General features: G+C 62.3%; 28 protein-coding genes. 11 read left to right on the top strand and 17 right to left on the bottom strand.

All coding sequences use genetic code 11. The features are described from left to right. The first annotated feature begins 142 nt into the window (after positions 1-142). Positions 143-1,003, top strand: a complete 861-nt coding sequence (locus LXM96_RS08665) for an SDR family NAD(P)-dependent oxidoreductase (RefSeq protein ID WP_239998058.1) — start codon at positions 143-145, stop codon at positions 1,001-1,003. A gap of 62 nt (positions 1,004-1,065) precedes the next feature. Then, on the top strand, positions 1,066-1,707 hold the full coding sequence (locus LXM96_RS08660; RefSeq protein WP_239998056.1) for a LysE family translocator: 642 nt from the start codon (positions 1,066-1,068) through the stop codon (positions 1,705-1,707). 8 nt (positions 1,708-1,715) lie between these two features. Here LXM96_RS08660 and tenA read toward each other — a convergent pair whose 3' ends face one another. From tenA to LXM96_RS08610, 10 genes are all read right to left on the bottom strand, one after another. After that, complete coding sequence (gene tenA / locus LXM96_RS08655) at positions 1,716-2,378, bottom strand: thiaminase II (RefSeq protein ID WP_239998054.1); 663 nt, start codon at positions 2,376-2,378, stop codon at positions 1,716-1,718. A 39-nt stretch (positions 2,379-2,417) separates the two neighbouring features. Further along, the gene (locus LXM96_RS08650; protein WP_239998052.1) at positions 2,418-3,212 is read right to left on the bottom strand and encodes an ABC transporter ATP-binding protein; all 795 of its coding nucleotides are present in this window, start codon (positions 3,210-3,212) and stop codon (positions 2,418-2,420) included. After that, positions 3,209-4,093 carry an ABC transporter permease gene (locus tag LXM96_RS08645; protein ID WP_239998050.1) on the bottom strand — a complete coding sequence of 295 codons (885 nt, stop codon included), beginning with the start codon at positions 4,091-4,093 and terminating at the stop codon, positions 3,209-3,211. Before LXM96_RS08645 ends, LXM96_RS08650 begins: the two co-directional genes overlap by 4 nt. Before the next feature lie 88 nt (positions 4,094-4,181). Next, positions 4,182-5,135 (bottom strand): ABC transporter substrate-binding protein, encoded by a 954-nt coding sequence (locus LXM96_RS08640; protein WP_239998048.1) that lies wholly within the window; start codon positions 5,133-5,135, stop codon positions 4,182-4,184. An 84-nt stretch (positions 5,136-5,219) separates the two neighbouring features. Then, the gene (rlmN, locus tag LXM96_RS08635; protein ID WP_239998047.1) at positions 5,220-6,458 is read right to left on the bottom strand and encodes a 23S rRNA (adenine(2503)-C(2))-methyltransferase RlmN; all 1,239 of its coding nucleotides are present in this window, start codon (positions 6,456-6,458) and stop codon (positions 5,220-5,222) included. A gap of 206 nt (positions 6,459-6,664) precedes the next feature. Beyond that, positions 6,665-7,168, bottom strand: coding sequence for an invasion associated locus B family protein (locus LXM96_RS08630; protein WP_239998045.1), 504 nt, complete (start codon positions 7,166-7,168; stop codon positions 6,665-6,667). Positions 7,169-7,430: 262 nt separating this feature from the next. Beyond that, complete coding sequence (locus tag LXM96_RS08625) at positions 7,431-7,826, bottom strand: YkvA family protein (protein ID WP_239998043.1); 396 nt, start codon at positions 7,824-7,826, stop codon at positions 7,431-7,433. A gap of 56 nt (positions 7,827-7,882) precedes the next feature. Then, positions 7,883-8,188, bottom strand: coding sequence for a 4a-hydroxytetrahydrobiopterin dehydratase (locus tag LXM96_RS08620; protein ID WP_239998042.1), 306 nt, complete (start codon positions 8,186-8,188; stop codon positions 7,883-7,885). Between the two features lie 13 nt (positions 8,189-8,201). Continuing rightward, on the bottom strand, positions 8,202-8,789 hold the full coding sequence (gene thpR, locus LXM96_RS08615; protein ID WP_239998040.1) for an RNA 2',3'-cyclic phosphodiesterase: 588 nt from the start codon (positions 8,787-8,789) through the stop codon (positions 8,202-8,204). Positions 8,790-8,856: 67 nt separating this feature from the next. Further along, complete coding sequence (locus LXM96_RS08610) at positions 8,857-9,501, bottom strand: arylesterase (RefSeq protein WP_394801918.1); 645 nt, start codon at positions 9,499-9,501, stop codon at positions 8,857-8,859. A 74-nt stretch (positions 9,502-9,575) separates the two neighbouring features. Here LXM96_RS08610 and LXM96_RS08605 point away from each other — a divergent pair, with 74 nt between their 5' ends. The 4 genes from LXM96_RS08605 to LXM96_RS08590 all read left to right on the top strand — a co-directional run bounded on the left by LXM96_RS08605 (position 9,576) and on the right by LXM96_RS08590 (position 14,434). Then, positions 9,576-10,286 (top strand): ABC transporter ATP-binding protein, encoded by a 711-nt coding sequence (locus LXM96_RS08605; protein WP_239998039.1) that lies wholly within the window; start codon positions 9,576-9,578, stop codon positions 10,284-10,286. Then, a complete protein-coding gene (locus tag LXM96_RS08600; protein ID WP_239998037.1) occupies positions 10,283-12,826 on the top strand; it encodes an ABC transporter permease in 2,544 nt (847 codons plus the stop codon). The genes LXM96_RS08605 and LXM96_RS08600 overlap by 4 nt, the downstream gene beginning before the upstream one ends. A gap of 203 nt (positions 12,827-13,029) precedes the next feature. After that, positions 13,030-13,767 carry a Bax inhibitor-1/YccA family protein gene (locus LXM96_RS08595; protein WP_239998032.1) on the top strand — a complete coding sequence of 246 codons (738 nt, stop codon included), beginning with the start codon at positions 13,030-13,032 and terminating at the stop codon, positions 13,765-13,767. 109 nt (positions 13,768-13,876) lie between these two features. Further along, on the top strand, positions 13,877-14,434 hold the full coding sequence (locus LXM96_RS08590) for a GNAT family N-acetyltransferase (protein WP_239998030.1): 558 nt from the start codon (positions 13,877-13,879) through the stop codon (positions 14,432-14,434). On the opposite strand, the gene LXM96_RS08585 is transcribed toward LXM96_RS08590, so the two are convergent. The 4 genes from LXM96_RS08585 to acnA all read right to left on the bottom strand — a co-directional run bounded on the left by LXM96_RS08585 (position 14,431) and on the right by acnA (position 19,490). Beyond that, a complete protein-coding gene (locus LXM96_RS08585; protein WP_239998028.1) occupies positions 14,431-14,817 on the bottom strand; it encodes a DUF2794 domain-containing protein in 387 nt (128 codons plus the stop codon). The genes LXM96_RS08590 and LXM96_RS08585 overlap by 4 nt on opposite strands. 249 nt (positions 14,818-15,066) lie before the next feature. Then, positions 15,067-15,816, bottom strand: coding sequence for a DUF1223 domain-containing protein (locus tag LXM96_RS08580; protein WP_239998027.1), 750 nt, complete (start codon positions 15,814-15,816; stop codon positions 15,067-15,069). A 165-nt stretch (positions 15,817-15,981) separates the two neighbouring features. Continuing rightward, a complete protein-coding gene (locus tag LXM96_RS08575) occupies positions 15,982-16,722 on the bottom strand; it encodes a sulfite exporter TauE/SafE family protein (RefSeq protein ID WP_239998026.1) in 741 nt (246 codons plus the stop codon). 74 nt (positions 16,723-16,796) lie between these two features. Next, complete coding sequence (gene acnA, locus LXM96_RS08570) at positions 16,797-19,490, bottom strand: aconitate hydratase AcnA (protein WP_239998024.1); 2,694 nt, start codon at positions 19,488-19,490, stop codon at positions 16,797-16,799. Between the two features lie 263 nt (positions 19,491-19,753). On the opposite strand from acnA, the gene ccmA reads away from it, so the two are divergent. From ccmA to LXM96_RS08545, 5 genes are read left to right on the top strand one after another with little or no spacing between them, the layout of a single operon-like run. After that, positions 19,754-20,392, top strand: coding sequence for a heme ABC exporter ATP-binding protein CcmA (gene ccmA, locus LXM96_RS08565; RefSeq protein ID WP_239998023.1), 639 nt, complete (start codon positions 19,754-19,756; stop codon positions 20,390-20,392). Further along, a complete protein-coding gene (gene ccmB / locus LXM96_RS08560) occupies positions 20,392-21,051 on the top strand; it encodes a heme exporter protein CcmB (protein WP_239998021.1) in 660 nt (219 codons plus the stop codon). The genes ccmA and ccmB overlap by 1 nt, the downstream gene beginning before the upstream one ends. Before the next feature lie 44 nt (positions 21,052-21,095). Next, positions 21,096-21,854 carry a heme ABC transporter permease gene (locus LXM96_RS08555; protein WP_239998020.1) on the top strand — a complete coding sequence of 253 codons (759 nt, stop codon included), beginning with the start codon at positions 21,096-21,098 and terminating at the stop codon, positions 21,852-21,854. Position 21,855: 1 nt separating this feature from the next. After that, the gene (gene ccmD, locus LXM96_RS08550; RefSeq protein WP_239998018.1) at positions 21,856-22,026 is read left to right on the top strand and encodes a heme exporter protein CcmD; all 171 of its coding nucleotides are present in this window, start codon (positions 21,856-21,858) and stop codon (positions 22,024-22,026) included. After that, the gene (locus LXM96_RS08545) at positions 22,023-22,622 is read left to right on the top strand and encodes a DsbE family thiol:disulfide interchange protein (protein ID WP_239998016.1); all 600 of its coding nucleotides are present in this window, start codon (positions 22,023-22,025) and stop codon (positions 22,620-22,622) included. The genes ccmD and LXM96_RS08545 overlap by 4 nt, the downstream gene beginning before the upstream one ends. A gap of 4 nt (positions 22,623-22,626) precedes the next feature. Here the strand turns inward: LXM96_RS08545 and LXM96_RS08540 are convergent, their stop codons facing one another. From LXM96_RS08540 to ftsY, 3 genes are read right to left on the bottom strand one after another with little or no spacing between them, the layout of a single operon-like run. Then, positions 22,627-23,214: a DUF2585 domain-containing protein gene (locus tag LXM96_RS08540; protein ID WP_239998015.1), complete on the bottom strand. Its 588-nt coding sequence runs from the start codon at positions 23,212-23,214 to the stop codon at positions 22,627-22,629. Further along, positions 23,211-23,858: a septation protein A gene (locus tag LXM96_RS08535; protein ID WP_239998014.1), complete on the bottom strand. Its 648-nt coding sequence runs from the start codon at positions 23,856-23,858 to the stop codon at positions 23,211-23,213. The genes LXM96_RS08540 and LXM96_RS08535 overlap by 4 nt, the downstream gene beginning before the upstream one ends. A gap of 51 nt (positions 23,859-23,909) precedes the next feature. Then, a complete protein-coding gene (gene ftsY, locus LXM96_RS08530; RefSeq protein WP_239998013.1) occupies positions 23,910-25,292 on the bottom strand; it encodes a signal recognition particle-docking protein FtsY in 1,383 nt (460 codons plus the stop codon). Positions 25,293-25,301: the final 9 nt, after the last annotated feature.

Genomic DNA, 25,301 nt, shown 5'->3' with positions numbered 1-25,301 from the left:
GGCTTGGGATGCGCGGCACTTTTAGCCAGTTTGCCCTGTCGTGCAAGATGTGACGCCCGATGTGGCACGCTTGTCATGTTGACGGGTTCTGATGCTGCACCAGATTCGCCGGCTGGCAGAGAGCGAGCAAAGGAGAGGCCCCATGGCCGACATTCATCCCGCCTTGAAGAAGGGTAACGTGGCCGTCGTCACCGGTGCCGCCTCGGGCATCGGCCTTGCCGCCGCAAAGCGTTTCGCCGAACTGGGCCTGTGCGTGGTGCTGGCCGACCTGGAAGGCGAGGCATTGGCCAGCGCCTGCCGCGAAGTCGCAGCCATAGCCGAAGGGGGCGAGGCGGATGTCACCCCGATCGGCACCGACGTCTCGCAGCCCGGTGAGCTGGTGTCGCTGGAGCGGGCGGTCATGCAGAAGTGCGGGCGCGTCCACGTGCTCATGAACAATGCCGGCATTCAGCCGGGAAGTTCCCTTTTCGGGTCGCAGTCCAACTGGGACAACGTGCTTGCCGTCAACCTGATGGGCGTGATCAACGGCAGCCGCATCTTCGGCCCCGGCATGATCGCTCATGGAGAGCCCTCGCTCATCATCAACACCGGCTCCAAGCAAGGCATCACGACGCCGCCGGGCGATCCCGCCTACAACGTCTCCAAGGCGGGTGTGAAGGCCTTTACCGAGGCGCTTCAGCATGAATTGCGCAGCACCGAGAACTGCCGTGTCAGCGCTCATCTGCTGATCCCCGGCTTCGTCTTCACTCCGCTGACCGCGAATGGCCGTACGGAGAAGCCTGAAGGCGCGTGGACACCCGATCAAACAGTCCAATACATGCTGGAGAGCCTTGGCCGCGGCAATTTCTACATCCTCTGCCCCGACAACGATGTGGACCGCAGGACGGATGAGCGGCGCATCCTCTGGGCAGCCGGCGACATCATCGAGAACCGGCCGCCATTGTCGCGCTGGCATCCAGATTTTGCGGAGGCGTCGAAGGCATTCATCGCGCAGCGGGAATGATTGGCAGCGGCGGGAAACGGGAGTAAGGAAGCACTGTTCATACTCCGCTTTCCGAGTTACCCATGGATTTCCTGCCGAGCCTGCCGACGCTACTTGCCTTCACGGCGGCCAGCCTGCTGTTGGCGGTCACGCCCGGTCCCGACATGACACTGTCGATCAGCCGCGCGCTGGCGCAGGGCCGCGGGCCAGCGCTTTTCGTCGTGGTCGGAACCTCGACGGGCATCCTAATCCATACTCTTCTGGTTGCCTTCGGTATTTCTGCGCTGATCACGGCTTCGCCAACCGCCTTCTTCATCCTGAAGACAGGCGGCGCCGGCTATCTGCTCTGGCTGGCCATCCAGGCGGTGCGATCCGGATCCAGTCTGTCGGTGGAACGGGTGGACGGACAAAAGGCATCGGCACTCGCCAACATCTCCACCGGGCTGGGGGTGAACCTGCTCAATCCCAAGGTCATCATCTTCTTCATGACCTTCCTGCCGCAGTTCGTCACCGCAAGCGATCCGGACGTCACGCAGAAGCTGATTTTTCTCGGCGTCTTCTTCATCCTCGTCGGCTCGCCGGTCAACGTCGTCGTCATCCTGCTGGCGGACAAGCTGGCGGCTTGGCTGCAGGCGAACCCGAAGGTTCTGCGCAGCATCGACTACACCTTTGCCGGCGTCTTCTCCGTCTTCGCCTTCAAGATCTTCATGACCCAGGCGCGCTGAGTCCTAAGTCAAGACAGATCAAGGCCCATTTGCCAGAAATCAGCCTCCAGACGCGTCGCGTCCCGGAAGACGATGGAGAGCCGGTCGAGTCGCGTCTTGTCCACTTGGGATAGCCGCTGGTTCAACCAGTCGAGTTCCGATGCCACCGCCGTCTGGTATTCCTCTCCGGCATACATCTCGATCCAGTCGGAATAGGGATTGCCTGCGATCCTGGTGGATGGCTGGCTCAGGATCCACTGCGCGATCTCCCCATAGCCGATGATGCAAGGCGCCAGCGCGACGTGCAGATCGAGGAGATCGCCGCTCATCCCGGCATCGAGGACATACCGCGTATAGGCCAGGGTTGCGCGGGATTCCGGCAGTCCCGCCAGTTCCGTCTCGTCGATCCCCCAGGTGGCGCAATATCGAACATGGAGGCCGATCTCCACATCCACGATGGCCTTCAGGGCTTCGAGGCCCTGCCGGATCTCCGCGAGATCCCGGCTCTTGTAGACCGCGAGGCCCCAGGCGCGGGCAAACTGGACGAGGAACAGGTAGTCCTGCTTCAGGTAGTGCCTGAAAGACGCTTCGGGCAGTGTTCCGGCGGCAAGTTCCCGCACGAACCGATGCTCACAGTAGCGCTGCCAGTCTTCAGCGCTGCGCGCTTTCAGGGCCTCGAAGGGGCTAGCCATGTCTCCTCCGTCGTGTAGGCGCTCTTCGCCTGTAGGGATCTAGCCGATCAGAAGCGCATCGTCGTCCAGCGTCTCGCCGCGCATCTTGCGGAACATGGCGATCAGATCCTCGACCTGCAGATCCTTGCGGCTGTCGCCGCTGACGTCGAGGACGATCTCTCCGCCATGCAGCATGATCGTACGGTGACCGAAATCCAGCGCCTGACGCATGGAGTGGGTCACCATCAGCGTCGTCAGCTTCCGCTCGGAAACGACGCGCTGGGTGAGCTTCATGATGAATTCTGCCATGCCGGGATCGAGTGCTGCGGTGTGCTCGTCGAGCAGCAGCACCTCCGACCCCGCCAGCGTCGCCATCACCAGCGAAACCGCCTGCCGCTGTCCACCGGAAAGCAGGTCCATGCGGTCCTTCATCCGGTTCTCGAGGCCAAGGTTGAGTTCTGCGATGCGGTCGCGAAACAGCGCGCGCCGCTGCAGCCCGAGTGCGGCCGCAAGCCCGCGCCGTTCGCCGCGCCTTGCCGCCAGCGCCAGGTTCTCCTCGATCGACAGCGCACCGCAGCTCCCGGTCAGCGGATCCTGGAAGACGCGCGCCACGAGGCCCGCTCGCGCCGCCGTCGGCTTGCGGGTCACGTCAGCCGTCCCGATCGTCACCTGCCCTTCCGTCGGCAACACGTCGCCCGCCAGAACGCCAAGGAGTGTCGATTTGCCGGCTCCATTGGAGCCGATCACGGTAACGAAGGAGCCCTCTTCGATCGTGAGGTCGACGCCCTTGAGCGCCTCCTTCTGAAGCGGCGTTCCTCTGCCAAAGGTGACGTGGATGTTCTTCAGATTGATCACGACGTCGCTCCTCCACGGCGCAGGCGCGGCAGGACGAGCGCCACCGCAACCAGGACCGCCGTCACGAGGTTGAGGTCCGAAGCCTTCAGTCCCAACACGTCCGTCGACAAAGCGACTTGGATCGCAATGCGATAAAGGATGGAGCCGACGACGCAGCCGATCAGCGCCAGCAGGATGCCGCGCGCGCCGAACAGCGTCTCGCCAATGATAACGGCCGCAAGGCCGACCACGATCGTGCCGACGCCCGAAGTCACGTCGGCAAAACCGTTCGTCTGCGCAAACAGCGCGCCGCCAAGCGCCACCAGAGCGTTCGACAGTGCCAGTCCCAGATAGATCTGCCAGCGCGTGTCGACCCCCTGCGCCCGCGCCATGCGCGGATTGGCGCCCGTGGCGCGCATGGCGAGGCCAGCATCGCTCTCCAGGAACCGCCAGACGAAGACGACCGCGAGGATCACGAGCACGCCGACGAAGAGCGGGCGGACATAGACCTCCCGCAGGCCCAGCCCAAAGAAGGGACTCAGCATCGTGTCGGCGTTGATCAGCGCGACGTTCGGCTTGCCCATCACTCTGAGGTTTACCGAAAACAGCGCGATCATCGTCAGGATGGACGCGAGCAGGTTGAGGATCCGGAACCGCACATTGAGAAAGGCGGTCACCAGACCGGCTCCTCCGCCCGCCAGCATCGCGACCGCCGCTGCCAGCCAGGCATTGACGCCGCTGGTGATGAGGACGGCCGTGACCGCTGCGCCGAGCGGGAACGAGCCGTCCACCGTCAGGTCGGGGAAGTCGAGCACGCGGAAGGCAAGAAGGACGCCGACGGCAACGAAGGCAAAAACGAGACCGAGCTCGACCGCGCCCCAGAAGGCGATTTGACTGAGCACCTTTGCTCTCCCCTCTGGCCGCCGCAAGGGCGGCTGGCCTTCATAGCTGGACGCCCGCTACGTCAGGCATCCAGCTGCTTAGGTTCTGTTACTCGACGACGCGGGTCGCCCGCGACAGCACCGATTCCGGGAAAGTCACGCCCATCTTCTCGGCTGCCGACTTGTTGATCACGAGGTCGGTGCCGGTTGCGACGGAAACGGGGATGTCGCCCGGTGCCTCACCCTTCAGCACCCGCACCACGACCTCGCCCGTCTGCTTGCCAACGTCGAAATAGTTGAAGCCGAGTGCGGCCACCGCGCCGCGCGCAACCGAATCCGTGTCCCCCGCGTAAAGCGGCAGCTTGGCTTCCTCTGCCACGCCCACAGCCGCCTCGAAGGCAGACACGATGGTGTTGTCGGTCGGGATGTAGATGACATCGGCGCGTCCGACGAGCGCGCGGGCGGCACCCTGAACCTCGGCGGACTTCGTCGCAACCGACTCGATGACCTCCAGGCCCGCTTTCGCGGCTTCTTCCTTGAGAGCGGCGAGCGTCGACACCGAATTGGCTTCCGCCGTGTTGTAGATGAACCCGATGGACTTTGCCTCCGGCGTGATCTCCTTGATCAGCGCCACATGGTCGGCAACCGGCGACATGTCGGAAATGCCCGTGACGTTGCCGCCCGGCGCCTTCATGTCCTTGATCAGCTGCGCGCCAACGGGATCGGAGACGGCCGTGAAGACCACAGGAATGTCGCGCGTCGCAGAAACGACCGCCTGCGCAGAGGGCGTGGAGATCGGCACGATCACCGTCGGCTCCTCGCCGACGAACTGGCGCGCGATCTGCGCCGCCGTGCCGGGATTGCCTTGAGCGGATTCGTACAGGAAGGTCAGGTTCTCTCCTTCCTTGTATCCGGCTTCGGCAAGCTTTTCCTTGATGCCGTCACGGACGGCGTCGAGCGCGGGATGCTCGACGATCGCCGTCACCGCAACCGTTGCCTCCTGGGCCTTTGCCGGCTGCAGCATGATGGTCGCCGTCGCAAGAGCGAGAATGAAAGCGCGCATGATCTCCTCCAGATGATGGTGTCTCACGCGCTTCTTATGGACCCGGACGGAAGAGATCAACAGAATCTCTGTATCCGCTGCCGATCAGTCATCCTCGCCGTGACCGGCGATCATCATCGCCTCGAAGGCGAGGCGTTCGGTCTTGCGCATCCGTTCCGACTCCGACTTTAGCTGTCCGCAGGCCGCCAGAATGTCGCGCCCGCGCGGGGTGCGGATTGGCGAGGCATAGCCCGCCTGATTGATGAAGTCGGCGAACTTCTCGATCGTCGCCCAGTCGGAGCACTGGTAGTTGGTGCCCGGCCACGGGTTGAACGGGATCAGGTTGATCTTTGCCGGCACGCCCTTCAGGAGCTTCACCAGCTCCTTCGCATCTTCCAGGCTGTCGTTGACGTCCTTCAGCATCACGTATTCGAAAGTGATGCGGCGGGCATTCGAAAGGCCAGGATAGGCGCGGCAGGCCTCGATCAGCTCCTTCAGCGGATACTTCTTGTTGATCGGCACCAGCATGTCGCGCAGCTCGTCGCGCACCGCGTGCAGCGAGATTGCCAGCATCACGCCGATCTCTTCGCCGGTGCGGTAGATTTCCGGAACGACGCCCGAAGTAGAAAGGGTCACGCGGCGCTTGGAAAGCGAAAGCCCGTCACCGTCCGTCGCAATCAGCAGCGCCGTCTTCACCGCCTCGAAATTGTAGAGCGGCTCGCCCATGCCCATCATCACGATGTTGGTGACCTTGCGGTCGCTCGACGGGATCATCGCCCCCTGCGGCACGTCCCGGTCCGGGAAGTCGCCGAGCCTGTCGCGCGCCAGAAGCAGCTGCGCCAGGATCTCCTCCGCTGTCAGATTGCGCACAAGACGCTGGGTCCCTGTGTGGCAGAAGGAACAGGTGAGCGAACAGCCGACCTGGCTGGAAATGCAGAGCGTCCCGCGGCCTTCTTCTGGAATGTAGACCGTTTCCACCTCGACCGGCCGACCGGCGCCACGCGGCGGAAAGCGCAGCAGCCACTTGCGCGTACCGTCGCTGGAGATCTGCTCCTCCACCACTTCGGGACGGGCGATGGTAAAATGCTCCTTGAGCATCTGCCGCATGTCCTTGGCGACATTGGTCATCGCGTCGAAATCTGAGACGCCGCGGATATAAAGCCAGTGCCACAGCTGGCTGACGCGCATGCGCACCTGCTTTTCCGGCACGCCTTTTTCCTTCAGCGCCTCGGCCATCTGCTCGCGCGTGAGCCCGATCAGCGACGGCTTGACGCCCAGGAGTTCGGGTCGCGCGACGAGCGGCGCCTTGACCTCAGGATCGAGAACGGCTTCAGAAACGGGCATTACCTTGTCCTGTTCGAACGCATGCGCCCGCCGCGGCGGAGGGCTGGTCGGGCATGTTTGGCTTGAGGTTTGTCGTGCCGGCACTCAAGGCCGGCCGATCTTTGGCGCCGCACATAGCATCAAATCGGCGCTGCGTCACCATTCTTGAAGACGCAGGAAAGGCCGGTCGCAAAACCGGCCTTCTGAACACTTCGGCTGAGGCGAACTTACTTGCAGGACTCGATCTGCTTCAGCGCAGCCGAGATGCCGGACAGCGAATAGGCGTAGGAGGTGCTCGTACCGCGCCCGGAAGTCGCCTTGACGGTCATTTCCGAGCCGCCCTTCATGGCGGCGACCAGCGCCGGCTCTTCCGCGGCATTCTCGACCCAGGCCGCCTTGTCCTTGGTGAACATCACAAAGGTCTTGCCGTCGATGGTGACGTTGACCTTGGAGTTCGACTGCAGCGGGTAGCCCATCATCGCCTGCGGCTCGTAGGAGATGTTCTGGCCCGGGCGTTGCGACACGATGAAGAAGATATCGCCGTGATCGACGTTTGCCGGCTCCTTGGCCGTCGGCACGGACAGCACATAGCAGACGGTGCCGTTTGGGGACTGGTAGGAATAAGCGCCCCAGGCTTTGAACTGCTGGATGCGCGTCGGCGACTGGGCGGATGCGGCGCTGGCGGCTGCCAGCATGAATGCCAATGCGGTTGCTACGGTTTTTACAGACATGGTCTCCTGCCGCTTCTCTACTTTACGCCAAAAAGGCAAGCCTGGTCAGGCATCATCACGATTCGGTTTAATTTGACTTAATTGCGGTTACCAAACCGTCAACGGCGAGGCATTTTGAGGTCGATAGCTCTCAGGATGCCCCGGATCCACTGACTGCGGCCGAGAAACTGCGCGTCGGTTCTCACTGACAGGGCGATTTGGGCAAGAGTTTGTCCGCGACCCCGAAGCCACGCCCGCACAGAAACCTCAACCGGTTGAACGACTAGGTTTTCTGGGCTGCATCCAGATCGTCGTCGGCGGCAAGCGCCTTGTCGGCCGCCAGGTAATGCCGGTCGGAAATATGCCCCTGGATCATCTTGAGCGCTGCCGCAAGCACGGCCATGTCATCGGTGAAACCCACAAATGCGAATACGTCCGGAAGGAGATCGAGCGGCAGGACGAAATAGGCGAGGGCGGCAAGCAGAACGCCTCTGACGCGCGTTGGAGTCTTCGGGTCCATTGCACAGTAGTAGGCGGCCACGAGGTCGCGACTGAACGGGATGTAGCCGGCAGCGCGTTTGAGCTTCGGCCAAAACTTCGCCCGCACCTGCTTCTCGCGCCGGTCCTGGGTTTTCTCGTCCCCCGGCAGCAGGATCTCGCCGATCTTCACGTCGTCCATCAAGCATTCCTCATCCGTAGAACCGTCCACCAATTTGGGGCGCCAGCGGCGAGACTTCAATTGCCGCGGCTGCGAGCGGCGCGATCCATGGCCTTCGCAAGCTCGAGGTCGTGGCTGGTGAGAGCGGAAACGGCGTGCGTGGTGAGCGTGACGTCAACGCGGTTGTAGACGTTGAACCATTCGGGATGGTGGTTCAGCCGCTCTGCCGCAAGGGCGGACTCGGTCATAAAGCCGAAGGCCTGGACGAAGTTGCGGAACTTGAACGTTTTCGTGATTGCCTTGCCATCCTGGCGCAACTCCCAGCCAGGAAGCTCTGCCAGAACCTGGTCGAGATCTTCGGCAGCGACCCTCTCATAGGTCATGCCGGCCTCCTCGTCAGACGTAGCTTTTCATCGGCTCGATCGAGGATCTGTTTGTGCCGGCACCAACCTCCATCAACGGGAAGCCTTCTTCCGTGAGGTAAGGGCCTCCTCCGACGGACTCCTTGGAGGACATCAGGACGAAGCGGGAAACCTTGAAGGGAAGGGTATGGAAGTCGCCGCGGCCGGAAAGATATCGAACGACGTCGTCCAGTCGACAGGCCTTGAGCCGTGCCAGTGAAACATGCGGCATGAACTTGCGAGGATCCGCCGGCAAGCCGATCCTCTGGCAGATGCGCTCGATCTCCGCCTGCAGCGCCGACATTTCCTGAGACGGAGAAACGCCCGCCCAGATCGAGTGCGGCTTCTTCGACCCGAAGGAGCCGATTCCGTTGAGGCTGATCTGGAATTCCGGTCGTTCTATCCGATCCAGGCGATCGACGAGCTCGTCGGCCGTGCGACCGTCCACGTCGCCGATGAAGCGCAGGGTGATGTGGTAGTTTTCGACGTCAATCCAGCGCGCGCCCGGAAGTCCGCCCCGTAGGAGCGAGAGGCTCATGGCGACATTGCGCGGAACTTCGAGGGCGGTGAAAAGTCTCGGCATTGCGAACCTCCTCGAATCTCTCGCGATTATCAATAGCGAATCATGGGTGCCGGTTCCGCGCAAGCGATTATTTCGCCGTGTTCCGGATCTCCCCGATAAAGCGCTCTACCGCCGGCAGCGATCGCTCCACCATGATGCCGACGCCGCGGGCGTTCGGATGCATCCCATCCTCCAGCTGCGTCCCCGCCGCGGCAACGACGCCATCCAGGAAGAAGGGGTAGAGCGGAAGGTCGTGCTTCTCGGCTAGGCGCGGATAGATATCGTTGTAGCGGGTGGAGTATTGGCTCCCCATGTTTGGCGGCGCCATCATGCCGGCCAGCAGCACCGGGATCCCGCGCTCCTTGAGCCTACTGATGATCGCGTCGAGATTCTTCTCGGTCTGCTCAGGCGGCACGCCGCGCAGCGCATCGTTGGCGCCGAGCTCGAGGATAACCCCATCCGTCCCGTCCGGCACCGACCAGTCAACACGGGAAAGCCCTGCGGAGGTCGTGTCTCCCGAAACACCCGCATTGGCAACGGTCACGTTGTAGCCCTTCGCCTTCAGCGCCGCCTCCAGCTGCGCCGGATAAGATTGGTTAGGGTCGAGCTGATAGCCGGCCATCAGGCTGTCGCCGAAGCCGACCAGCTGGATTTCCTCCTGCTGGGCCGCGACGGGAGCGGCGAGGAGGCTCGTCATGACGAGGACGTGAAGGAGGATTGCTTTAAATCTCAAGGCTTGCTTCCTAGATCTTGCGCTGCCGCATGCGGCCTCGCTCCTTGCGTTCAAGCCAATATAGGAAGCTTTCGTTGACTGAAACCATCATCGAGCTGAAGCAGGCAGATCTCACCCTCGGAAGCGCTGCGGCCTCCGTCCATGTTCTCAAGCAGATCGATCTTCAGGTCGCTAAGGGCGAAGCGGTCGGCATCGTCGGCCCCTCAGGGTCCGGCAAATCCACCTTGCTCATGGTTCTGGCGGGCCTGGAGCGGCTCGACGCTGGCGAGATACATATCGCCGGCCAGCCGCTGCATAGCTTTTCCGAGGATGCGCTTGCGGACTTCCGCGGCCGCAACATCGGCATCGTCTTTCAGTCCTTCCACCTCATCGCCAACATGACGGCGCTTGAAAACGTTGCCGTGCCGCTGGAGCTTGCAAACGTCCCGAATGCGTTCGACCTCGCCCGTCAGGAGCTCGTTGCGGTGGGGCTCGGCGAGCGCCTCAATCACTACCCCGGCCAGCTCTCGGGCGGCGAGCAGCAGAGGGTGGCGATTGCCCGGGCGCTTGCGCCATCTCCCCTTGTGCTGATCGCCGACGAACCGACAGGCAATCTCGACACGGAAACGGGCCGCCAGATTGCCGACCTTCTGTTCGCAAAGCAGGCCGAGCGCGGCATGACGATGCTGCTCGTCACGCATGACAATTCGCTGGCAGGCCGCTGTTCGAGGCAGATCCGCGTTCGTTCGGGTGAAATCGTCCGCGAACCAGGAGAAGCGACCTCCCGCGAGGCGGTCCGGGCATGAGCTGGGGCGGCTCGCACCTTGCGATCTCCTGGAAACTGGCCCTGCGCGAGATGCGCGGCGGCCTGTCGGGCTTCCACATTTTCCTGGCCTGCATCGCGCTCGGAACCGGTGCCATCGCGGCCGTAAACTCCGTGTCCCAGGCCATCACGGGCGCCATTGCCAGCCAGGGTCAGGAGATCCTCGCAGGTGACATCCGTTTCGAACTCGACAATCGGGAAGCGACAGCGCAGGAGATGAACTTCCTCCAAAGCCTCGGCGACATTTCGGTCTCGACAAGCCTGCGGTCGATGGCGCGCGTCACCGACGGATCCGAACAGGGGCTCGTTGAGCTGAAGGCCGTGGATGATGCCTACCCCCTATACGGCGCGTTCGAGGCGCAGCCCGATCGGCCGCTCGACGATCTTCTGCGGCAGGATGGCGACGTCTTCGGCGTCGTTGCGGCACCGCTCCTTCTCGACCGGCTGGGCGTAGCGCTAGGTGACGAAGTTCTGGTCGGAAACGCCCGTCTGCGGCTGACCGGCATCGTCGTATCCGAACCGGACCTGGCTTCGGAAGGATTCGGCTTCGCCCCGCGACTGCTCATCAGCCGTGAGGCGCTGGTCGCCACCGGGCTGGTTCAAACCGGAAGCCTCGTGGAGCACGCCTACAAGATCAGGCTCGACGGTGTACAACAGCCGGCAGCGATACAGGCGCGAGCGGCATCAGACTTCCCCAATGCCGGATGGTCAATCCGCACCAGCGATCGGGCTGCACCCTCGCTCACCGAGAATGTCGAGCGTTTCTCCCAGTTCTTGACCCTTGTAGGCCTGACGGCCCTGATCGTCGGCGGTGTCGGCGTGGCCAATGCTGTGCGGGCCTATCTCGATTCCAAGCGAACCACGATCGCGACATTCAAGTGCCTCGGCGCGCCCGCCGGAACCGTAACCACGATCTACCTGATCCAGATCCTGCTTCTTGCGGCCGTCGGCATCCTGATCGGCCTGGTGATCGGCACGATCGCCCCCTTCGTTGCCATCCGTTTCCTGGATGGCGTCCTTCCGGTCCCGCGCGAGATCGCCTTCTATCCCGGAGCGCTTGCCACGGCGGCCCTGTTTGGCGTGCTGATCACATTTGCCTTCTCGATCCTCCCGCTCGGCCATTCGCGGGAGGTACCCGCGACGGCGCTGTTTCGCGAGCAAAGCTTTGAAGGCAGCGGACTGCCGTCCTGGCCCTATGTACTGGCCGCCGCAGCAGCCCTTGCAGCGCTTGCAGCGATTGCCATCTTCACCGCCGAAGATCGCTTCGTCGCCAGCATCTTCCTTGGTGCCGTCGCCTTCGCCTTTCTGCTTTTGCGCCTCGTCGCCTGGGGGATCGCGGCATTGGCCCGCCGCAGTCCTCGGGTTCATTCGCCGGCGCTACGGCTGGCGATAGGCAACATCCACCGCCCCGGCGCGCTGACGCCGTCCGTGGTCCTTTCACTGGGACTTGGGCTTGCCCTTCTGGTGACGCTCGCGTTGATCGACGGCAACCTGCGTCGCCAGCTAACCGGTCGCATGGCCGAGCAGGCACCGAACTTCTTCTTCGTCGACATCCAGAGCAGTGAGCGCGACGGCTTCCTCGACATCCTCCGCCGCCACTCCCCCGACGGGACGATCAACCAGGTCCCGATGCTGCGCGGCCGGATCACCGCACTGAACGGTGAGGATGTGAGTCGGATCGAGGTGCCGCCCGGCGGGCGCTGGGTGCTCCGCGGCGACCGCGGCATCACCTACGAGGAGACCCTGCCGGAAAACTCGAGCTTGACCCAGGGCGACTGGTGGCCGGCGGACTACGAGGGCGAACCGCTGGTTTCTTTCTCGGCGGAAGAGGGCGGTGAACTTGGCCTGAAGCTCGGGGACACCGTCACCGTCAACGTGCTCGGCCGAAACATCACAGCCCGCATCGCGAACTTTCGGCAGGTCGAGTGGGAATCGCTCTCCATCAACTTCGTCATGGTGTTTTCACCCAACACCTTCCGCGGCGCCCCGCATGCTTGGCTGGCAACGCTCAGCGATCCCGCTGCGTCGACCGCCGAGGAGGCGGCCATCCTGCGTGACGTGACGAACGCCTATCCGACCATCACCAGCGTCAGGGTGAAGGACGCGATTGACATCGTCGACCGGTTGATGGGCCAGCTGGCGACCGCCATTCGCGCCGCAGCTGCGGTGGCGCTGGTGGCGTCGGTCCTGGTTCTGTCCGGTGCACTGGCGGCGGGCAACCGTGCCCGAACCCATGACGCCGTGATTCTGAAGACCCTGGGCGGCACGCGCAGCCTCCTGATCCGCGCCTTCAGCTACGAGTACGTGATCCTTGGTGCGGCAACCGCCGTCTTCGCGCTTGCCGCCGGCGGCATATCGGCATGGTATATCGTGAGCCGGATCATGAACCTGCAGTCGGTCTTCCTTCCCGACGTCGCGGTGATGACGATTGTGGCGGCGCTGGTCCTGACGGTCGGGATCGGCCTGATCGGCACCTGGCGTATCCTCGGGCAGAAGGCGGCGCCGGTGCTGCGGGAACTCTAAACAGCGGCGGCGTGATCACATCCGCGTCAGAATAGCGACTTGAAGGCGTAGAGGCCTTGTCGAATCGTCGCATTTGCGGTGCCGCACACTTGTACGGCGCGCGATATCACATCATATTTCAAGCAGGCTTGCTGGAGCTCCGCAGCGGCGCCTGGGATTTCGATCCCGACACCGTACCAATTACGGAGCTTAATGAGGAAACAATGGCTGACCTACACAACTACCAGAACCGTATGGCGCAAAACCGCGCGCAGACGGGCGCGATGATTGATGAGGGCCTTCGCGCCTACATGCTCAAGGTTTACAACCTTATGGCACTCGGCTTGGCGATCACCGGCGTCGCTGCTTACGGCACCTACGCTCTGGCGGTCTCCAACCCGGCCTTCGCGAACCTTCTGTTCGCATCCCCGCTCCGTTGGGTGATCATGCTCGCACCGCTTGGCATGGTCTTCTTCCTGAGCTTCCGTATTAACAAGATGAGCGTCTCTGCCGCGCAGACGACCTTCTGGGTCTATGCCGCCCTGATGGGCCTCTCCCTGTCCTCGATCTTCATCGTGTTCACCGGGCAGAGCATCGTGCAGACGTTCTTTGTGACGGCCGCCTCCTTTGGCGCGCTGTCGCTTTACGGCTACACGACGAAGAAGGACCTTTCCGGCTTCGGCACGTTCCTGATCATGGGTCTGTTCGGCCTGATCATCGCGTCGATCGTCAACATCTTCCTGCAGTCGTCCGCGATGGGCTTCGCCATCTCGGTGATCGGTGTGCTGATCTTCGCTGGCCTCACCGCCTACGACACGCAGAAGATCAAGGAAATGTACTGGGAAGGCGACGAAGCCGTGGTTGCTGGCCGCAAGGCCATCATGGGCGCCCTCACCCTCTACCTCGACTTCATCAACCTGTTCATGTTCCTCCTGCAGTTCATGGGCAACCGCAACGAGTAACGGAACAGGTCTGTTCGACACCAAAAGGCGGGGCTTCGGCTCCGCCTTTTTTGTTGCCGGGGGTCAAGGCGCGGACTAGGCTTCGCCAACCGCAACCAGACGCCTTCCCATGCACGTTTCCCTCCGCGACGCCCGCCCCGCCGATCTTGCCGAGATCACTGACATCTACGCCGACAGCGTGCTCAACGGCACTGCGAGCTACGAATTGTCGCCTCCAGACGAATTGGAGATGGCGGAACGTTTCGCCGCGATCATCGCGAAGGGATACCCCTACATCGTGGCCGAGGACGCCGAGGGTACTCTGGTTGGCTACGCCTACGTATCCGCCTTCCGCACAAGGCCAGCTTACCGATGGCTGGTGGAGGATTCCATCTACCTTGCGCGGAGCGCGCGCGGGAAGGGGATAGGGAAGGCTCTGCTGGCGGAACTCCTGCGCCGCGCCACCGAACTCGGGTTCCGCCAGATGGTCGCCGTTATCGGTGGTGCAAGCCCGGCTTCCATTGCGCTTCACCAGGCGCTCGGCTTCGAGCTCTCCGGCACCCTCAAGGGCACCGGCTTCAAGCACGGCCGCTGGCTCGATACGGTACTGATGCAGATCGCCCTTGGAGATGGCACGGCCTCGGAGCCCGACGACCAGATCTATCCGGGCACACTCTACGCCGTCTAGTCGATCAGCTTCAGCGCCTTGTCGAAGACCTTGAGCACCTGCGGCAACTCATGTCCACGCTTCAGGATCATGCCATGTGTATTGGACACTGAGTAAGCGCCCTGCTTTGCGGCAAGCTTGGGGATCTTCTCGATGCGGTAGAGCGGCATCTCGCCGGATCGCTTGAACACCGAAAAGACCGCGCGATCCTTCAGCTGGTCGATCGCGTAGTCCTTCCATTCCCCTTCGCCGACCATGCGCCCGTAGATCCGCAGGATCGCGTCAAGCTCGCGCCGGTGGAACATGATCGGTGCAGGATCTCTGTTGTGTCGGTACTCCGTGAGGCTGACGACCACGCTGTCCTGGTTGCTCTTGCTCCCAGAAAAATCTGATGCATCGGTCATCACGGCTCCCTATGATGTCAATGAGACGGCAGTTTGCCTCACGGTGCACAAAATGCAACCTTCAGGGGACGCTGCGGTGCTGAGAGAAGCGGATTTATTCTCGCCTCAATTCGAACAAAAGACCGCCGAATTGGAGGGCGACAGTCCGGTTGTTGATTGGCCTCTTCTGGTGGCCATCATGATCCGGTCCGGTGCATTGACCCTTACCCCCAGCCCCCAATGCTCCGGGCCGGATCTAATCCGCCTTTGCTAGCGTTTGTGGCGCCCCGCCATAAGCACCGTTGCGCCGAGAATGGCACCAGGTTCTCCTTCGGGTCCGGATGTTTGAAGCAGAACAGCGCATCCGTCTTTCTTGCCTTTTCCCATGAATTTGCCCGGGATCGTCAGGGTCAGGGATTTGCCGTCCCAGATGCCGATCGACTGCACGTCGTAGACGCTGTGCCAATACTCCATCCGCTTTCCAGCGTTCTCACCCTTGTCGACCTCCACGTGCTGACGCTTCGTGAAGTAAGCAACAACTACTTCCGCGTCGCCCTTGCCGGCGCCGATCTTGATCTCGATCTCCTTGCCGCGCATGTGCGCCTGGACCGGGACGGTCAGCCCTTCGCCCGACCTTGCGAGGCTGGCAATCTTGTTGTTGATCGCAGCAAGATCCGTCCCTTTGACATGGTCGCGCCCGTTGATCACGGCCTGTGGCGTATAGACACCGCTTCGGCCTAGGGAATGCGCATAGCCATACTGGCGATCGGTGTTTTCTTTGGAACTGAGGGTATCGGTCCAGCCGAGGTAGTTCCAGTAGTCGACGTGGTAAGACAGGGCGACGACGTCTCCCTGCTGGACAAGTTCCTTCAGCGCGGTATCGGCCGGGGGGCAGGATGAGCATCCCTGAGAGGTGAACAATTCCACCACGCCCTTTGGCGCGCTGCTCTCCTGGGCGAGAGCAGTTCCCGCAAGCGCCAGCGCTACAAGAAAGATAGCTCTGCGGATAATCAGGGGCATGAACGCGGACCTCTTCGATTGCAGCCTGTTAGCCACGCTTGAGCGCGAGGATCAAGGACTAACGCGGGGAGGGCCGAAAGTAACTGGACAGGGACCTAAAGAGGAAGTCACGATGGGGTGAGGACTGAAGTCGGCTCAGATGTGACCGGGAAACCGATCCGTGATCTACAACATCAGCGGACTCAGGCCCTGCACGAGGTAGACGAGGCCGATCCCGGTGACGATCCAACGCGTCCAGGCTCGAAAGTTGGCGTCCGTAAGCCGTTGCAGGATGACATTGCCTGCACGTGTGCCAAGAATGGCGATCGGCGCCGCAAGCGCGATGGCTAGCCAGTCCGCCGCCGGCAGCAGGCTTGCTGCATTCCAGTAGAACACAACCTTCGTGGCATGCGAGACCAGCTGCGTGGCGGCCTTTGTGGCGATCACCGTTCGCCGGTCCATCATCGTCCGGATGAAGAAGATGTCGATCGTCGGGCCGGACACGCCGACACCAACGGTCAGCGCGCCGGCAATCAGCCCGCAGACCAGCGCATGAGAGGGGCGCGACGCATTGAGGTGCAGCCGCTGCACCGGCAGCCAGACCAGGATCGGCATCAGCCCGATGGCAATCGAGACCACGATGATGTTCGGCTTGTAGTTGAGGAAAAGCAGCGCCACTGCCGACAAGGCAAGTCCCAGGCAGAGGATGCTGAGGATGCGGTAGTCGACATGCTCGCGGGAAAACCATGCCCGCGACCCATTCGCCACCATCTGAATGACGCCGTGAACCGCGATCGCCGTCCCGACCGGCATCAGCAAAAGCAGCACCCAGAGCAGGATGAGGCCGCCGGCCATCCCGAACACGCCGGAAAGGAGCGACGTCAGGAAGACGGTGCATGCCATGCCGAAGAGGATGGCGGCGCTCAAAGATCGGCTCCTGGTGGAGACACCTCAATGGTCGAAAACACCCGCCGGCATGGCCGGCGGGTGTTCCGATCAGGTCAGGCTGCGAGATCGCGAAGAACGGTCTGCAGGATGCCGCCATTGTTCATGTAGGTGACCTCGTCGAGCGTATCGATGCGGCAGAGGATGTTGACCTCCTTCACCGATCCGTCGCCATAGGTGATCTTCGCCGTCTTCCATTCACGCGGCTTGATCGGGCCTTCGAGGCCTTCGATGGTCACCGTCTCGTCACCCTTCAGCTCGAGACTTGCCCAGGTGGTGCCTTCCTCGAGCACGAAGGGCACAACGCCCATTCCGACGAGGTTGGAGCGGTGGATGCGCTCGAACGACTGGGCGATCACGGCCTTGACCCCAAGCAAGTTCGTACCCTTGGCAGCCCAGTCACGCGAAGAACCGTTGCCGTATTCGACGCCGGCAAAGATCACGAGCGGAACGCCCTCCGCCTTGTACTTCATCGCCGCATCGTAGATCGACATCTCTTCCTTGGACGGATAGTGGATCGTGTATCCACCTTCCTTGCCGTTCGGGCCGAGCATGAAGTTACGGATGCGGATATTGGCAAACGTGCCGCGCATCATCACTTCATGGTTGCCGCGGCGCGTGCCGTACTGGTTGAAGTCGGCGACGCCGACGCCATGATCCATCAGATACGCACCGGCAGGCGAAGCCGCCTTGATCGAACCGGCCGGCGAGATGTGGTCGGTGGTGATCTTGTCGCCGAAGAGGCCCAGCACGCGGGCGCCCTTGATGTCCTTGAGACCGGAGCCGCTCTTGCCCATGCCCACGAAATAGGGCGGGTTCTGGACATAGGTGGACTCGTCGTCCCAGGTATAGGTCTGACCCGGCGGGATCTGCACGGCCTGCCAGTTCTCGTCGCCCTTGAAGACGTCGGCATACTTCGTCTCGTAGAGCTCGCGCGTGACGTACTTGAGGATGAACTCCTGCACTTCCTGCGAGGTCGGCCAGATGTCCTTCAGGTAGACCGGGTTGCCGTTCTGGTCCTCACCGATCGGCTCCGAGGTCAGGTCCTTCTGGACCGAACCGGCCAGCGCGTAAGCGACGACGAGCGGCGGGGACGCCAGGTAGTTCGCCTGGACATCCGGCGAAATGCGGCCTTCGAAGTTGCGGTTGCCGGACAGCACACCGGCCGCAATTAGGCCCTTGTCGTTGATCGTCTTGGAGATCGGGCCCGGGAGTGGCCCTGAGTTGCCGATGCAGGTTGTGCAGCCAAAGCCGACCAGGTTGAAGCCGAGCTTGTCGAGATCTTCCTGCAGGCCGGACTTGGCGAGATATTCACCTACCACCTGAGATCCCGGTGCCAGCGAGGTTTTCACCCACGGCTTGGTCTTAAGCCCCTTGGCGACAGCATTGCGGGCCAGCAGGCCGGCTGCGATGAGAACGCTGGGGTTTGACGTGTTGGTGCAGGATGTGATGGCGGCAATCGCCACGTCGCCATGGCCCAGATCGAACTCCGTGCCCTCGACCGGGTAGCGGTTGGCAAGCTGACCGGGCTTCTTGTAGTCCGCGTCCATGGAACTGGCGAAGCCGGATGCGATGTTCTCCAGCGAGATGCGACCTTCCGGACGCTTCGGACCGGCCATGGACGGAACAACGTCGCCCAGATCGAGTTCGAGCGTGTCGGTGAAAACGAGGTCTGACCCGTCGCCTTCCCGCCACATCCCTTGAGCTTTCGAATAGGCTTCAACAAGCGCGATTCGATCCTTGGTGCGGCCAGACATGTTGAGGTAGTTGATCGTCTCGCCATCGACCGGGAAGAAACCGCAGGTGGCGCCGTATTCCGGGCCCATGTTGCCGATCGTCGCACGGTCTGCGAGAGGCATGTTGTCCATGCCCGGACCGAAGAACTCGACGAACTTCGAGACGACGCCCTTCTTGCGCAGCATCTGCACGACCGTCAGCACGAGGTCGGTTGCGGTCACGCCTTCACGAAGCTTGCCGGTCAGCTTGAAGCCGATGACTTCCGGCAGGAGCATGGAGACGGGCTGGCCGAGCATGGCCGCTTCTGCTTCGATGCCGCCGACGCCCCAGCCGAGAACGCCAAGGCCGTTGATCATCGTCGTGTGCGAATCGGTGCCGACGCAGGTGTCGGGGTAGGCAATCGTTTCGCCGTCCTCATCCTTGGTCCAGACCGTCTGGCCGAGGTATTCCAGATTGACCTGGTGACAGATGCCGGTGCCGGGCGGCACGACGCGGAAGTTCTTGAACGCCTGCTGGCCCCACTTCAGGAAGCGGTAGCGCTCGCCGTTACGCTCGTATTCGAGTTCGACGTTGCGGGCAAACGCGGTTGGGGTGCCGAATTCGTCGACGATGACCGAGTGGTCGATCACGAGATCGACTGGCACGAGCGGGTTGATCTTTTCTGGATCGCCGCCGAGCGACACCATTGCGTCACGCATGGCGGCAAGATCGACCACGGCAGGAACGCCGGTGAAGTCCTGCATCAGGACGCGTGCGGGACGATAGGCAATTTCGCTTTCGACCGAGCCCCTGTTGTTCAGCCAGTCGGCCACTGTCAGGATCTGGTCCTTGGTAACAGAAACGCCGTCTTCGTGGCGCAGCAGGTTTTCGAGCAGAACCTTCATGGAGAAGGGGAGTTTCGAGACGCCGGGGAGACCGTTCGCTTCCGCCTTGGGCAGGCTGTAGTAGACATAGTCCTTGCCATCGACGGTGAGGACGGAGCGACAATTGAAGCTGTCGAGAGATTTGGTCACGGAAAACCCCGCTGATTATAGAGCCAACACGCGCGTGCGGACGCCTATGCACTACTGCACATCAGGATGCGGGTACGACCATTTCCGCTGTCCGCACGAGAAGATTTTTGTCTTCAGGTTCGGCGCAAGATGATAATCACGCCGGTCGCTGGCGTGGTTGCGAAGCATATAGATTGTTTCTAAGAAGGGTTCCAGACTGCTAAAGTGGCAATCGCGCAAATTTTTTCGGTCCGGTAATTAAAATCCTAACAAAGGCATCGCGCATGCGGCTGAAGGCGCAAGGGTTGGCCGCAAGGCGTGGCGAAGACCTGCTTTTCTCCAACATTTCCTTTGATCTCGGCGCGGGCGATGCACTGGTTCTGACGGGACGCAACGGTTCGGGCAAGTCGACCCTGCTTCGCGCCGTCGCCGGGCTCCTGCATCTCGATGCCGGCCGCGTCACCTGGAGCGGCTCAGGTGAAGCGGGCCGTCCGGGTGAGGCCTGCCACTATCTCGGCCACCGTAATGCCATGAAGGCGGAACTGACCGTGGCGGAAAATCTTTCCTTCTGGAAGACCTTCTTCCGTGACTCCGCTGGCGGCGCTGGTGCCTCCGTTGCCGAAGCCGCCGACATGGTCGGGCTCGGCGGGATCGCGCATCTTCCCTTTGGCTACCTGTCAGCGGGCCAACAGCGACGGATGGCCTTCGCCAAATTGCTCGTCGCTTACCGACCGATCTGGATCTTGGACGAGCCGACGGCCGCGCTCGATATCCGCGCCGAACAAACCTTCACCGACCTGATCAAGCGGCACCTCCGGTCCGGAGGGCTGCTTCTGGCGGCAACCCATCAACCGCTCGGCCTAGATAATGCACAGGAACTGCAGATGACCGGCTTTTCGGATCTGCCGGAGAGCCTGCTCTGATGATGGCGCTTCTCCTCCGAGACCTGAAACTCTCCGTCCGCGCTGGTGGCGGAGCCCTGATCGGGGTCCTGTTCTTCATGACGGTTGTCGCCGTCATCCCCTTCGGTGTCGGTCCCGACCTCAACCTACTGTCGCGCATCGGCCCGGCGATCGTCTGGATTGGGGCGCTGTTGTCCGCTTTGCTGGGGCTCGACCGCCTTTTCCAGACGGAGCGGGAGGACGGCTCGCTGGATCTGATCCTGATGCAGGAACACCCGCTGGTGTTGACGGTGCTGGTTAAATGCCTGGCGCACTGGCTCGCCAATTGCCTGCCGCTGGTCATTGCCTCCCCGCTGCTTGGGCTGTTCATGAACATGAGCGAGGTCGCCATCGGCGCGGTGGCTCTTACACTGCTGGTCGGCTCCCCGGCTTTGACCTTTATCGGCGCAGTCGGCGCGGCCGTGGCCGTTGCGTTACCACGGGGTGGGCTGCTGGTTTCGATCCTCGTCCTGCCGCTCGCCGTTCCAGTGCTGATCTTCGGTGTCAGCGCCTCCTATGCCGCCGTCGAGGATCCTGCCCCGTTTATGCCGCCTTTCTTGATATTGTCGGCCATCACGCTGTTTTTTGCCGTCATCGGTCCGCTGGGTGCGGCGCTGGCTTTGCGAAACGCCGGCGATTGACTAGAATCAAGTCTGCCGCAGCCGTGATCGCCTAGAAAGACGCCATGACCGAAAGCCTCGCCATCACCAAGTTCAGCGATCTCGCCAATCCGGCGCGGTTCCTATCGCTGACAGGCCGCATCATCCCGTGGCTTGCCGGCCTGACCCTCTGTCTCTTCGCGATTGGCCTCTACCTGAGCTTCACCACCGAAGGCGATTACCAGCAGGGCGACACGGTGCGCATCATGTATGTGCATGTCCCAGCGGCCTGGCTGTCAATGATGTGCTACACGGTGATGGCGCTTTCGGCGATCGGAACGCTGGTCTGGCGCCATCCTCTCGCGGATGTCAGCCACAAGGCGGCCGCTCCGCTCGGTGCAGCCTTCACGCTGATCGCGCTCGCCACCGGTTCGCTCTGGGGCAAGCCGATGTGGGGCACCTGGTGGGTCTGGGACGCGCGCCTGACCTCCGTCTTCATCTTGTTCCTGATGTATCTCGGCCTGATCGCGCTGAACCGGGCCATGGACGATCCGTCCAAGGCTGCCCGCGTCAGCGCGGTCTTCATTCTCGTCGGTTTTGTCAACATTCCTATCATCAAGTTCTCGGTGGAGTGGTGGAACACGCTGCACCAGCCGGCAAGTGTCGTGCGGCTTGATGGTCCGACGATCGACCCGGAATTCCTGACCCCGCTGCTGGTCATGGCAGTCGCCTTCACACTCCTCTTCTTCACGCTGCATCTGATGGCGATGCGCAACGAGATCTGGCGCCGGCGCGTTGGCGCGCAACGCCGCCTGGCCGCCCGGATGGCCAGCAGGGAGGCGTGAGATGAGCCACGGATTCTACATCGGTCTTTCCTACGCCGTTTCGGCCTTGATCGTGGCTGTGCTAATCGGCTGGGTCTGGTGGGACGGCAAGGCGCGCCAGAAGGAACTGGCGGAACTGGAACGGGCAGGGGTCCGTCGCCGCTCCTCCGCCCCCGCGGGGGAAGCGCAATGACCACCGACAGCGAATCACCGACCCGCCGCCGCGGCCTTGGCCGCTACGTGCTTGCCCTCCTGCCGCTGCTCGTCTTCGCGGGCTTTGCCTTCGTTGCTGGCAAGATGCTCTACGATCAGGACGTCAACGGCCGCGACATCTCTGCCATTCCTTCCGCGTTGATCGGGCAGAAGGCGCCGTCGCTCGCCTTGCCACAGCTTGAAGGCTCCAATACGCCGGCGCTCACAGATGCTGCCGTCGACGGGAAGCTGACGCTGGTCAACGTCTTCGCCTCATGGTGCGTACCATGCCGGCAGGAGCATCCGCTCCTTAAGGAACTGGCGAAGGACGAGCGGCTGACGGTGGTTGGGATCAACTACAAGGACCGCAACGACAACGCCTTGCGGTTCCTCGGTGAACTCGGCAATCCCTATGATGCGATCGGCGTCGATCCGAACGGCAAGGCCGCGATTGACTGGGGTGTCTACGGCATTCCGGAGAGCTATCTTGTCGGCCCCGACGGCACCATCCTTTACAAAAAGGTCGGTCCGTTCGACGAGCGGACGCTGACCCAGGAACTGCTGCCGGCCATCGAGAAAGCGGCCGCCGGGGCCTGAACGGTCAGCCCAGCGCCGCCTGCCAGTCGCGCACCGCATCGACCGGCCAGAGCAGCATCAGCACGTTGAGAGTCAGGTTGTCGCGGATGATCCAGCCGGTCAGGAGCTCGAAGCCGAGCGCAATTGTAACCGTCAGCCAGACCGGCAGACGCGCAGCAGCGAAGAAACCGAGCGCCATGAAGACGGTATCCATCGCCGAGTTGAGAATGCTGTCGCCCGTATAGCCGAGCGCCATCGTCGTCGTGCGATAGCGGTCGATCACCATCGGCGTGTTTTCCAGCACCTCCCACGCCGCCTCGATGAGGACTGCGAAGGACAGCCGCGCCGTCAGCGGCGCGCGGCGGAACAGCAGCCAGGCGAGGCCGTAGAACAGGAAGCCGTGGATGATGTGGGAGGGCGTGTACCAGTCCGACAGGTGCTGGGAATTGCCGCTGGAGTTCACCCCGCCTTCCCAGAGCTTCACATAGCCGCACTCGCAGATCGGTAGGCGGCCCATGGCGTAGAGCACGACGATCTGCAGCACGAACAGCGCGACTGCTGCAACAAGCCAGCGCCCCGAAGACGAGGAAGAACGAGCCGTTACAGAACTCACTTCTTGGCTTCCGCCGCCGCATCCGGGATCGTATGCCGCATGATCAGCGGCAGCTGGGAGAAGGTGAAGGCGAGGGTGATCGGCATCGTGCCCCACACCTTGAAGTTGACCCAGAAGTCGTCGGAGAAGTTGCGCCAGACCACTTCGTTCAGCACGGCGAGGAAAAGGAAGAAGATACCCCAGCGAAAGGTCAGCTTCTTCCAGCCCAGTTCATCGAGATTGAAGGCGGCGTTGAAGACATAGCCGAGCAGCGACTTGCCGAAGAAGAGGCCCCCGAGCAGAACCACACCGAAGAGCGTGTTCACGATCGTTGGCTTCATCTTGATGAAGGTTTCGTCCTGCAGCCAGATGGACAGCGTGCCGAAAACCATGACGACGACACCCGACACGAAGGGCATGACCGGCAGGTGCTTGAAGACGATCTTCGACACGATCAGCGAGATCACCGTCGCGACCATGAAGAGCGCTGTCGCAATCAGGAGCGGACCGCCGACGACGCCCAGGGCCGGGAAGGTTTCCGCCAGCCACTCGCCCCGGATATTGCCGAAGAAGAAGACCAGCAGCGGCCCGATCTCGAGCGCGAACTTCAGCATCGGGTGATGCTTTTCTTCTGGGGTGGCCTTGGTATCGCTTTCGATCTGCATCGATTCAACTTCTGCTGATGGGGTTCGGCTGGAAACGCTGTTTCTGTGGCATCAATGCGTCAGGCCGGCAATGGCCTTGGCGAAATCATCTGCCTCGAACGGCTCCAGATCGTCGACGCCTTCACCGACACCGATGAAATAGACCGGCAGCTTGTGCTTGGCAGCGATGCCGACCAGGATGCCGCCGCGCGCCGTGCCGTCAAGCTTGGTCATGATCAGGCCACTGACCCCTGCGACATTGCGGAAGATCTCCACCTGCTGCAGGGCATTCTGGCCGGTAGTGGCATCGAGCGTCTGCAGGACGGTATGCGGCGCTTCCGGATCGAGCTTGCCAAGCACGCGGACGATCTTCTCCAGTTCCGCCATCAGCTCCGCCTTGTTCTGCAGGCGTCCGGCGGTATCGATGATCAGCACGTCCGACTTCTTCGCCCGCGCCTGTTCGAAGGCGTCATAGGCAAGACCGGCGGCATCGGCGCCGAGTTTGGTGCCGATGAATTCCGAGCCGGTGCGATCCGCCCAGATCTTTAGCTGTTCGATAGCGGCAGCGCGGAATGTGTCGCCGGCCGCCAGCATGACCTTGAGCCCCGAACCTGATAGCTTTGCAGCAAGCTTACCGATCGTCGTCGTCTTGCCCGTGCCGTTGACGCCGACCACCAGGATGACGTGCGGCTTGTGGTTGAGGTCGAGTTGCAGCGGCTTAGCGACCGGTGTCAGCACCTTGCTGATCTCGGCCGCCATGATCCGCGAGACGTCTTCGCCGGTCACATCCTTGCCGTAACGCTCAGAAGACAGGGCGCCGGTAATGCGCATGGCGGTTTCCACGCCGAGATCCGACTGGATCAGCAGGTCTTCGAGGTCCTCCAGCGTCTGGTCGTCGAGCTTGCGCTTGGTAAACAGCGCCGTGATCTGGCCCGTCAACTGCGACGAGGTGCGAGCAAGGCCGGCGCGCAGACGCTGATACCAGCTGAGCCGCGGCGCCGGCACCTCCGGCTGCGCAACGACCTCCGCGCGCGTGGCAAATCCCTTCGGCAGAACCGGCTCGCTGACAGGGGAAGCTTCCGTCCCGGCTTCGCCTTCCGCCTCCAGCAGCGACAGCGGGACGATGCCGATCTCGGTATTGTCATCGGCACCGGGCAGGATCGGAGGCAGGTCCTCTTCGACGGCCTCGGGCTCTGGCTCAACCTCGGACTCCATCTCGCGCTCGGACACCTCGGCAAAATCGTCGGCAGCCGGCCCGCCAGCGGTTTCCATCTCCACAGTTGCAACCGGGTCGACCGGCGAGACCGGCAAATCCTCCTCGCGGGAGTGCGGTTCGCTTTCCGCTTCAAGCGCGGCAGCCTCTGCCGGCGTCAGGTGCTCTTCCGAGACCTGCTGCTCCTCGACCGGCTTGTCCTTGCCGAAGGTGAAGACCTTTTTGATGAAGCCGAGCGCCATGTGCTTTCC

The sequence above is a fragment of the Rhizobium halophilum genome, from assembly GCF_021648825.1.
GTDB lineage: Bacteria > Pseudomonadota > Alphaproteobacteria > Rhizobiales > Rhizobiaceae > Neorhizobium > Neorhizobium halophilum.
The sequence above is the reverse complement of the archived record's forward strand: the minus strand, read 5'-3'. Positions and strand labels throughout refer to the sequence as shown.

Bases quoted from the DNA above. Each gene is read 5' to 3' on its own strand.
- LXM96_RS08665 (WP_239998058.1), top strand. From the start codon at position 143: ATGGCCGACATTCATCCCGCCTTGAAGAAGGGTAACGTGGCCGTCGTC.
- LXM96_RS08660 (WP_239998056.1), top strand. From the start codon at position 1,066: ATGGATTTCCTGCCGAGCCTGCCGACGCTACTTGCCTTCACGGCGGCC.
- tenA (WP_239998054.1), bottom strand. From the start codon at position 2,378: ATGGCTAGCCCCTTCGAGGCCCTGAAAGCGCGCAGCGCTGAAGACTGG.
- LXM96_RS08640 (WP_239998048.1), bottom strand. From the start codon at position 5,135: ATGCGCGCTTTCATTCTCGCTCTTGCGACGGCGACCATCATGCTGCAG.
- rlmN (WP_239998047.1), bottom strand. From the start codon at position 6,458: ATGCCCGTTTCTGAAGCCGTTCTCGATCCTGAGGTCAAGGCGCCGCTC.
- LXM96_RS08630 (WP_239998045.1), bottom strand. From the start codon at position 7,168: ATGTCTGTAAAAACCGTAGCAACCGCATTGGCATTCATGCTGGCAGCC.
- LXM96_RS08625 (WP_239998043.1), bottom strand. From the start codon at position 7,826: ATGGACGACGTGAAGATCGGCGAGATCCTGCTGCCGGGGGACGAGAAA.
- LXM96_RS08620 (WP_239998042.1), bottom strand. From the start codon at position 8,188: ATGACCTATGAGAGGGTCGCTGCCGAAGATCTCGACCAGGTTCTGGCA.
- thpR (WP_239998040.1), bottom strand. From the start codon at position 8,789: ATGCCGAGACTTTTCACCGCCCTCGAAGTTCCGCGCAATGTCGCCATG.
- LXM96_RS08600 (WP_239998037.1), top strand. From the start codon at position 10,283: ATGAGCTGGGGCGGCTCGCACCTTGCGATCTCCTGGAAACTGGCCCTG.
- LXM96_RS08595 (WP_239998032.1), top strand. From the start codon at position 13,030: ATGGCTGACCTACACAACTACCAGAACCGTATGGCGCAAAACCGCGCG.
- LXM96_RS08590 (WP_239998030.1), top strand. From the start codon at position 13,877: ATGCACGTTTCCCTCCGCGACGCCCGCCCCGCCGATCTTGCCGAGATC.
- LXM96_RS08585 (WP_239998028.1), bottom strand. From the start codon at position 14,817: ATGACCGATGCATCAGATTTTTCTGGGAGCAAGAGCAACCAGGACAGC.
- LXM96_RS08580 (WP_239998027.1), bottom strand. From the start codon at position 15,816: ATGCCCCTGATTATCCGCAGAGCTATCTTTCTTGTAGCGCTGGCGCTT.
- ccmA (WP_239998023.1), top strand. From the start codon at position 19,754: ATGCGGCTGAAGGCGCAAGGGTTGGCCGCAAGGCGTGGCGAAGACCTG.
- ccmB (WP_239998021.1), top strand. From the start codon at position 20,392: ATGATGGCGCTTCTCCTCCGAGACCTGAAACTCTCCGTCCGCGCTGGT.
- LXM96_RS08555 (WP_239998020.1), top strand. From the start codon at position 21,096: ATGACCGAAAGCCTCGCCATCACCAAGTTCAGCGATCTCGCCAATCCG.
- ccmD (WP_239998018.1), top strand. From the start codon at position 21,856: ATGAGCCACGGATTCTACATCGGTCTTTCCTACGCCGTTTCGGCCTTG.
- LXM96_RS08545 (WP_239998016.1), top strand. From the start codon at position 22,023: ATGACCACCGACAGCGAATCACCGACCCGCCGCCGCGGCCTTGGCCGC.
- LXM96_RS08535 (WP_239998014.1), bottom strand. From the start codon at position 23,858: ATGCAGATCGAAAGCGATACCAAGGCCACCCCAGAAGAAAAGCATCAC.
- ftsY (WP_239998013.1), bottom strand. From the start codon at position 25,292: ATGGCGCTCGGCTTCATCAAAAAGGTCTTCACCTTCGGCAAGGACAAG.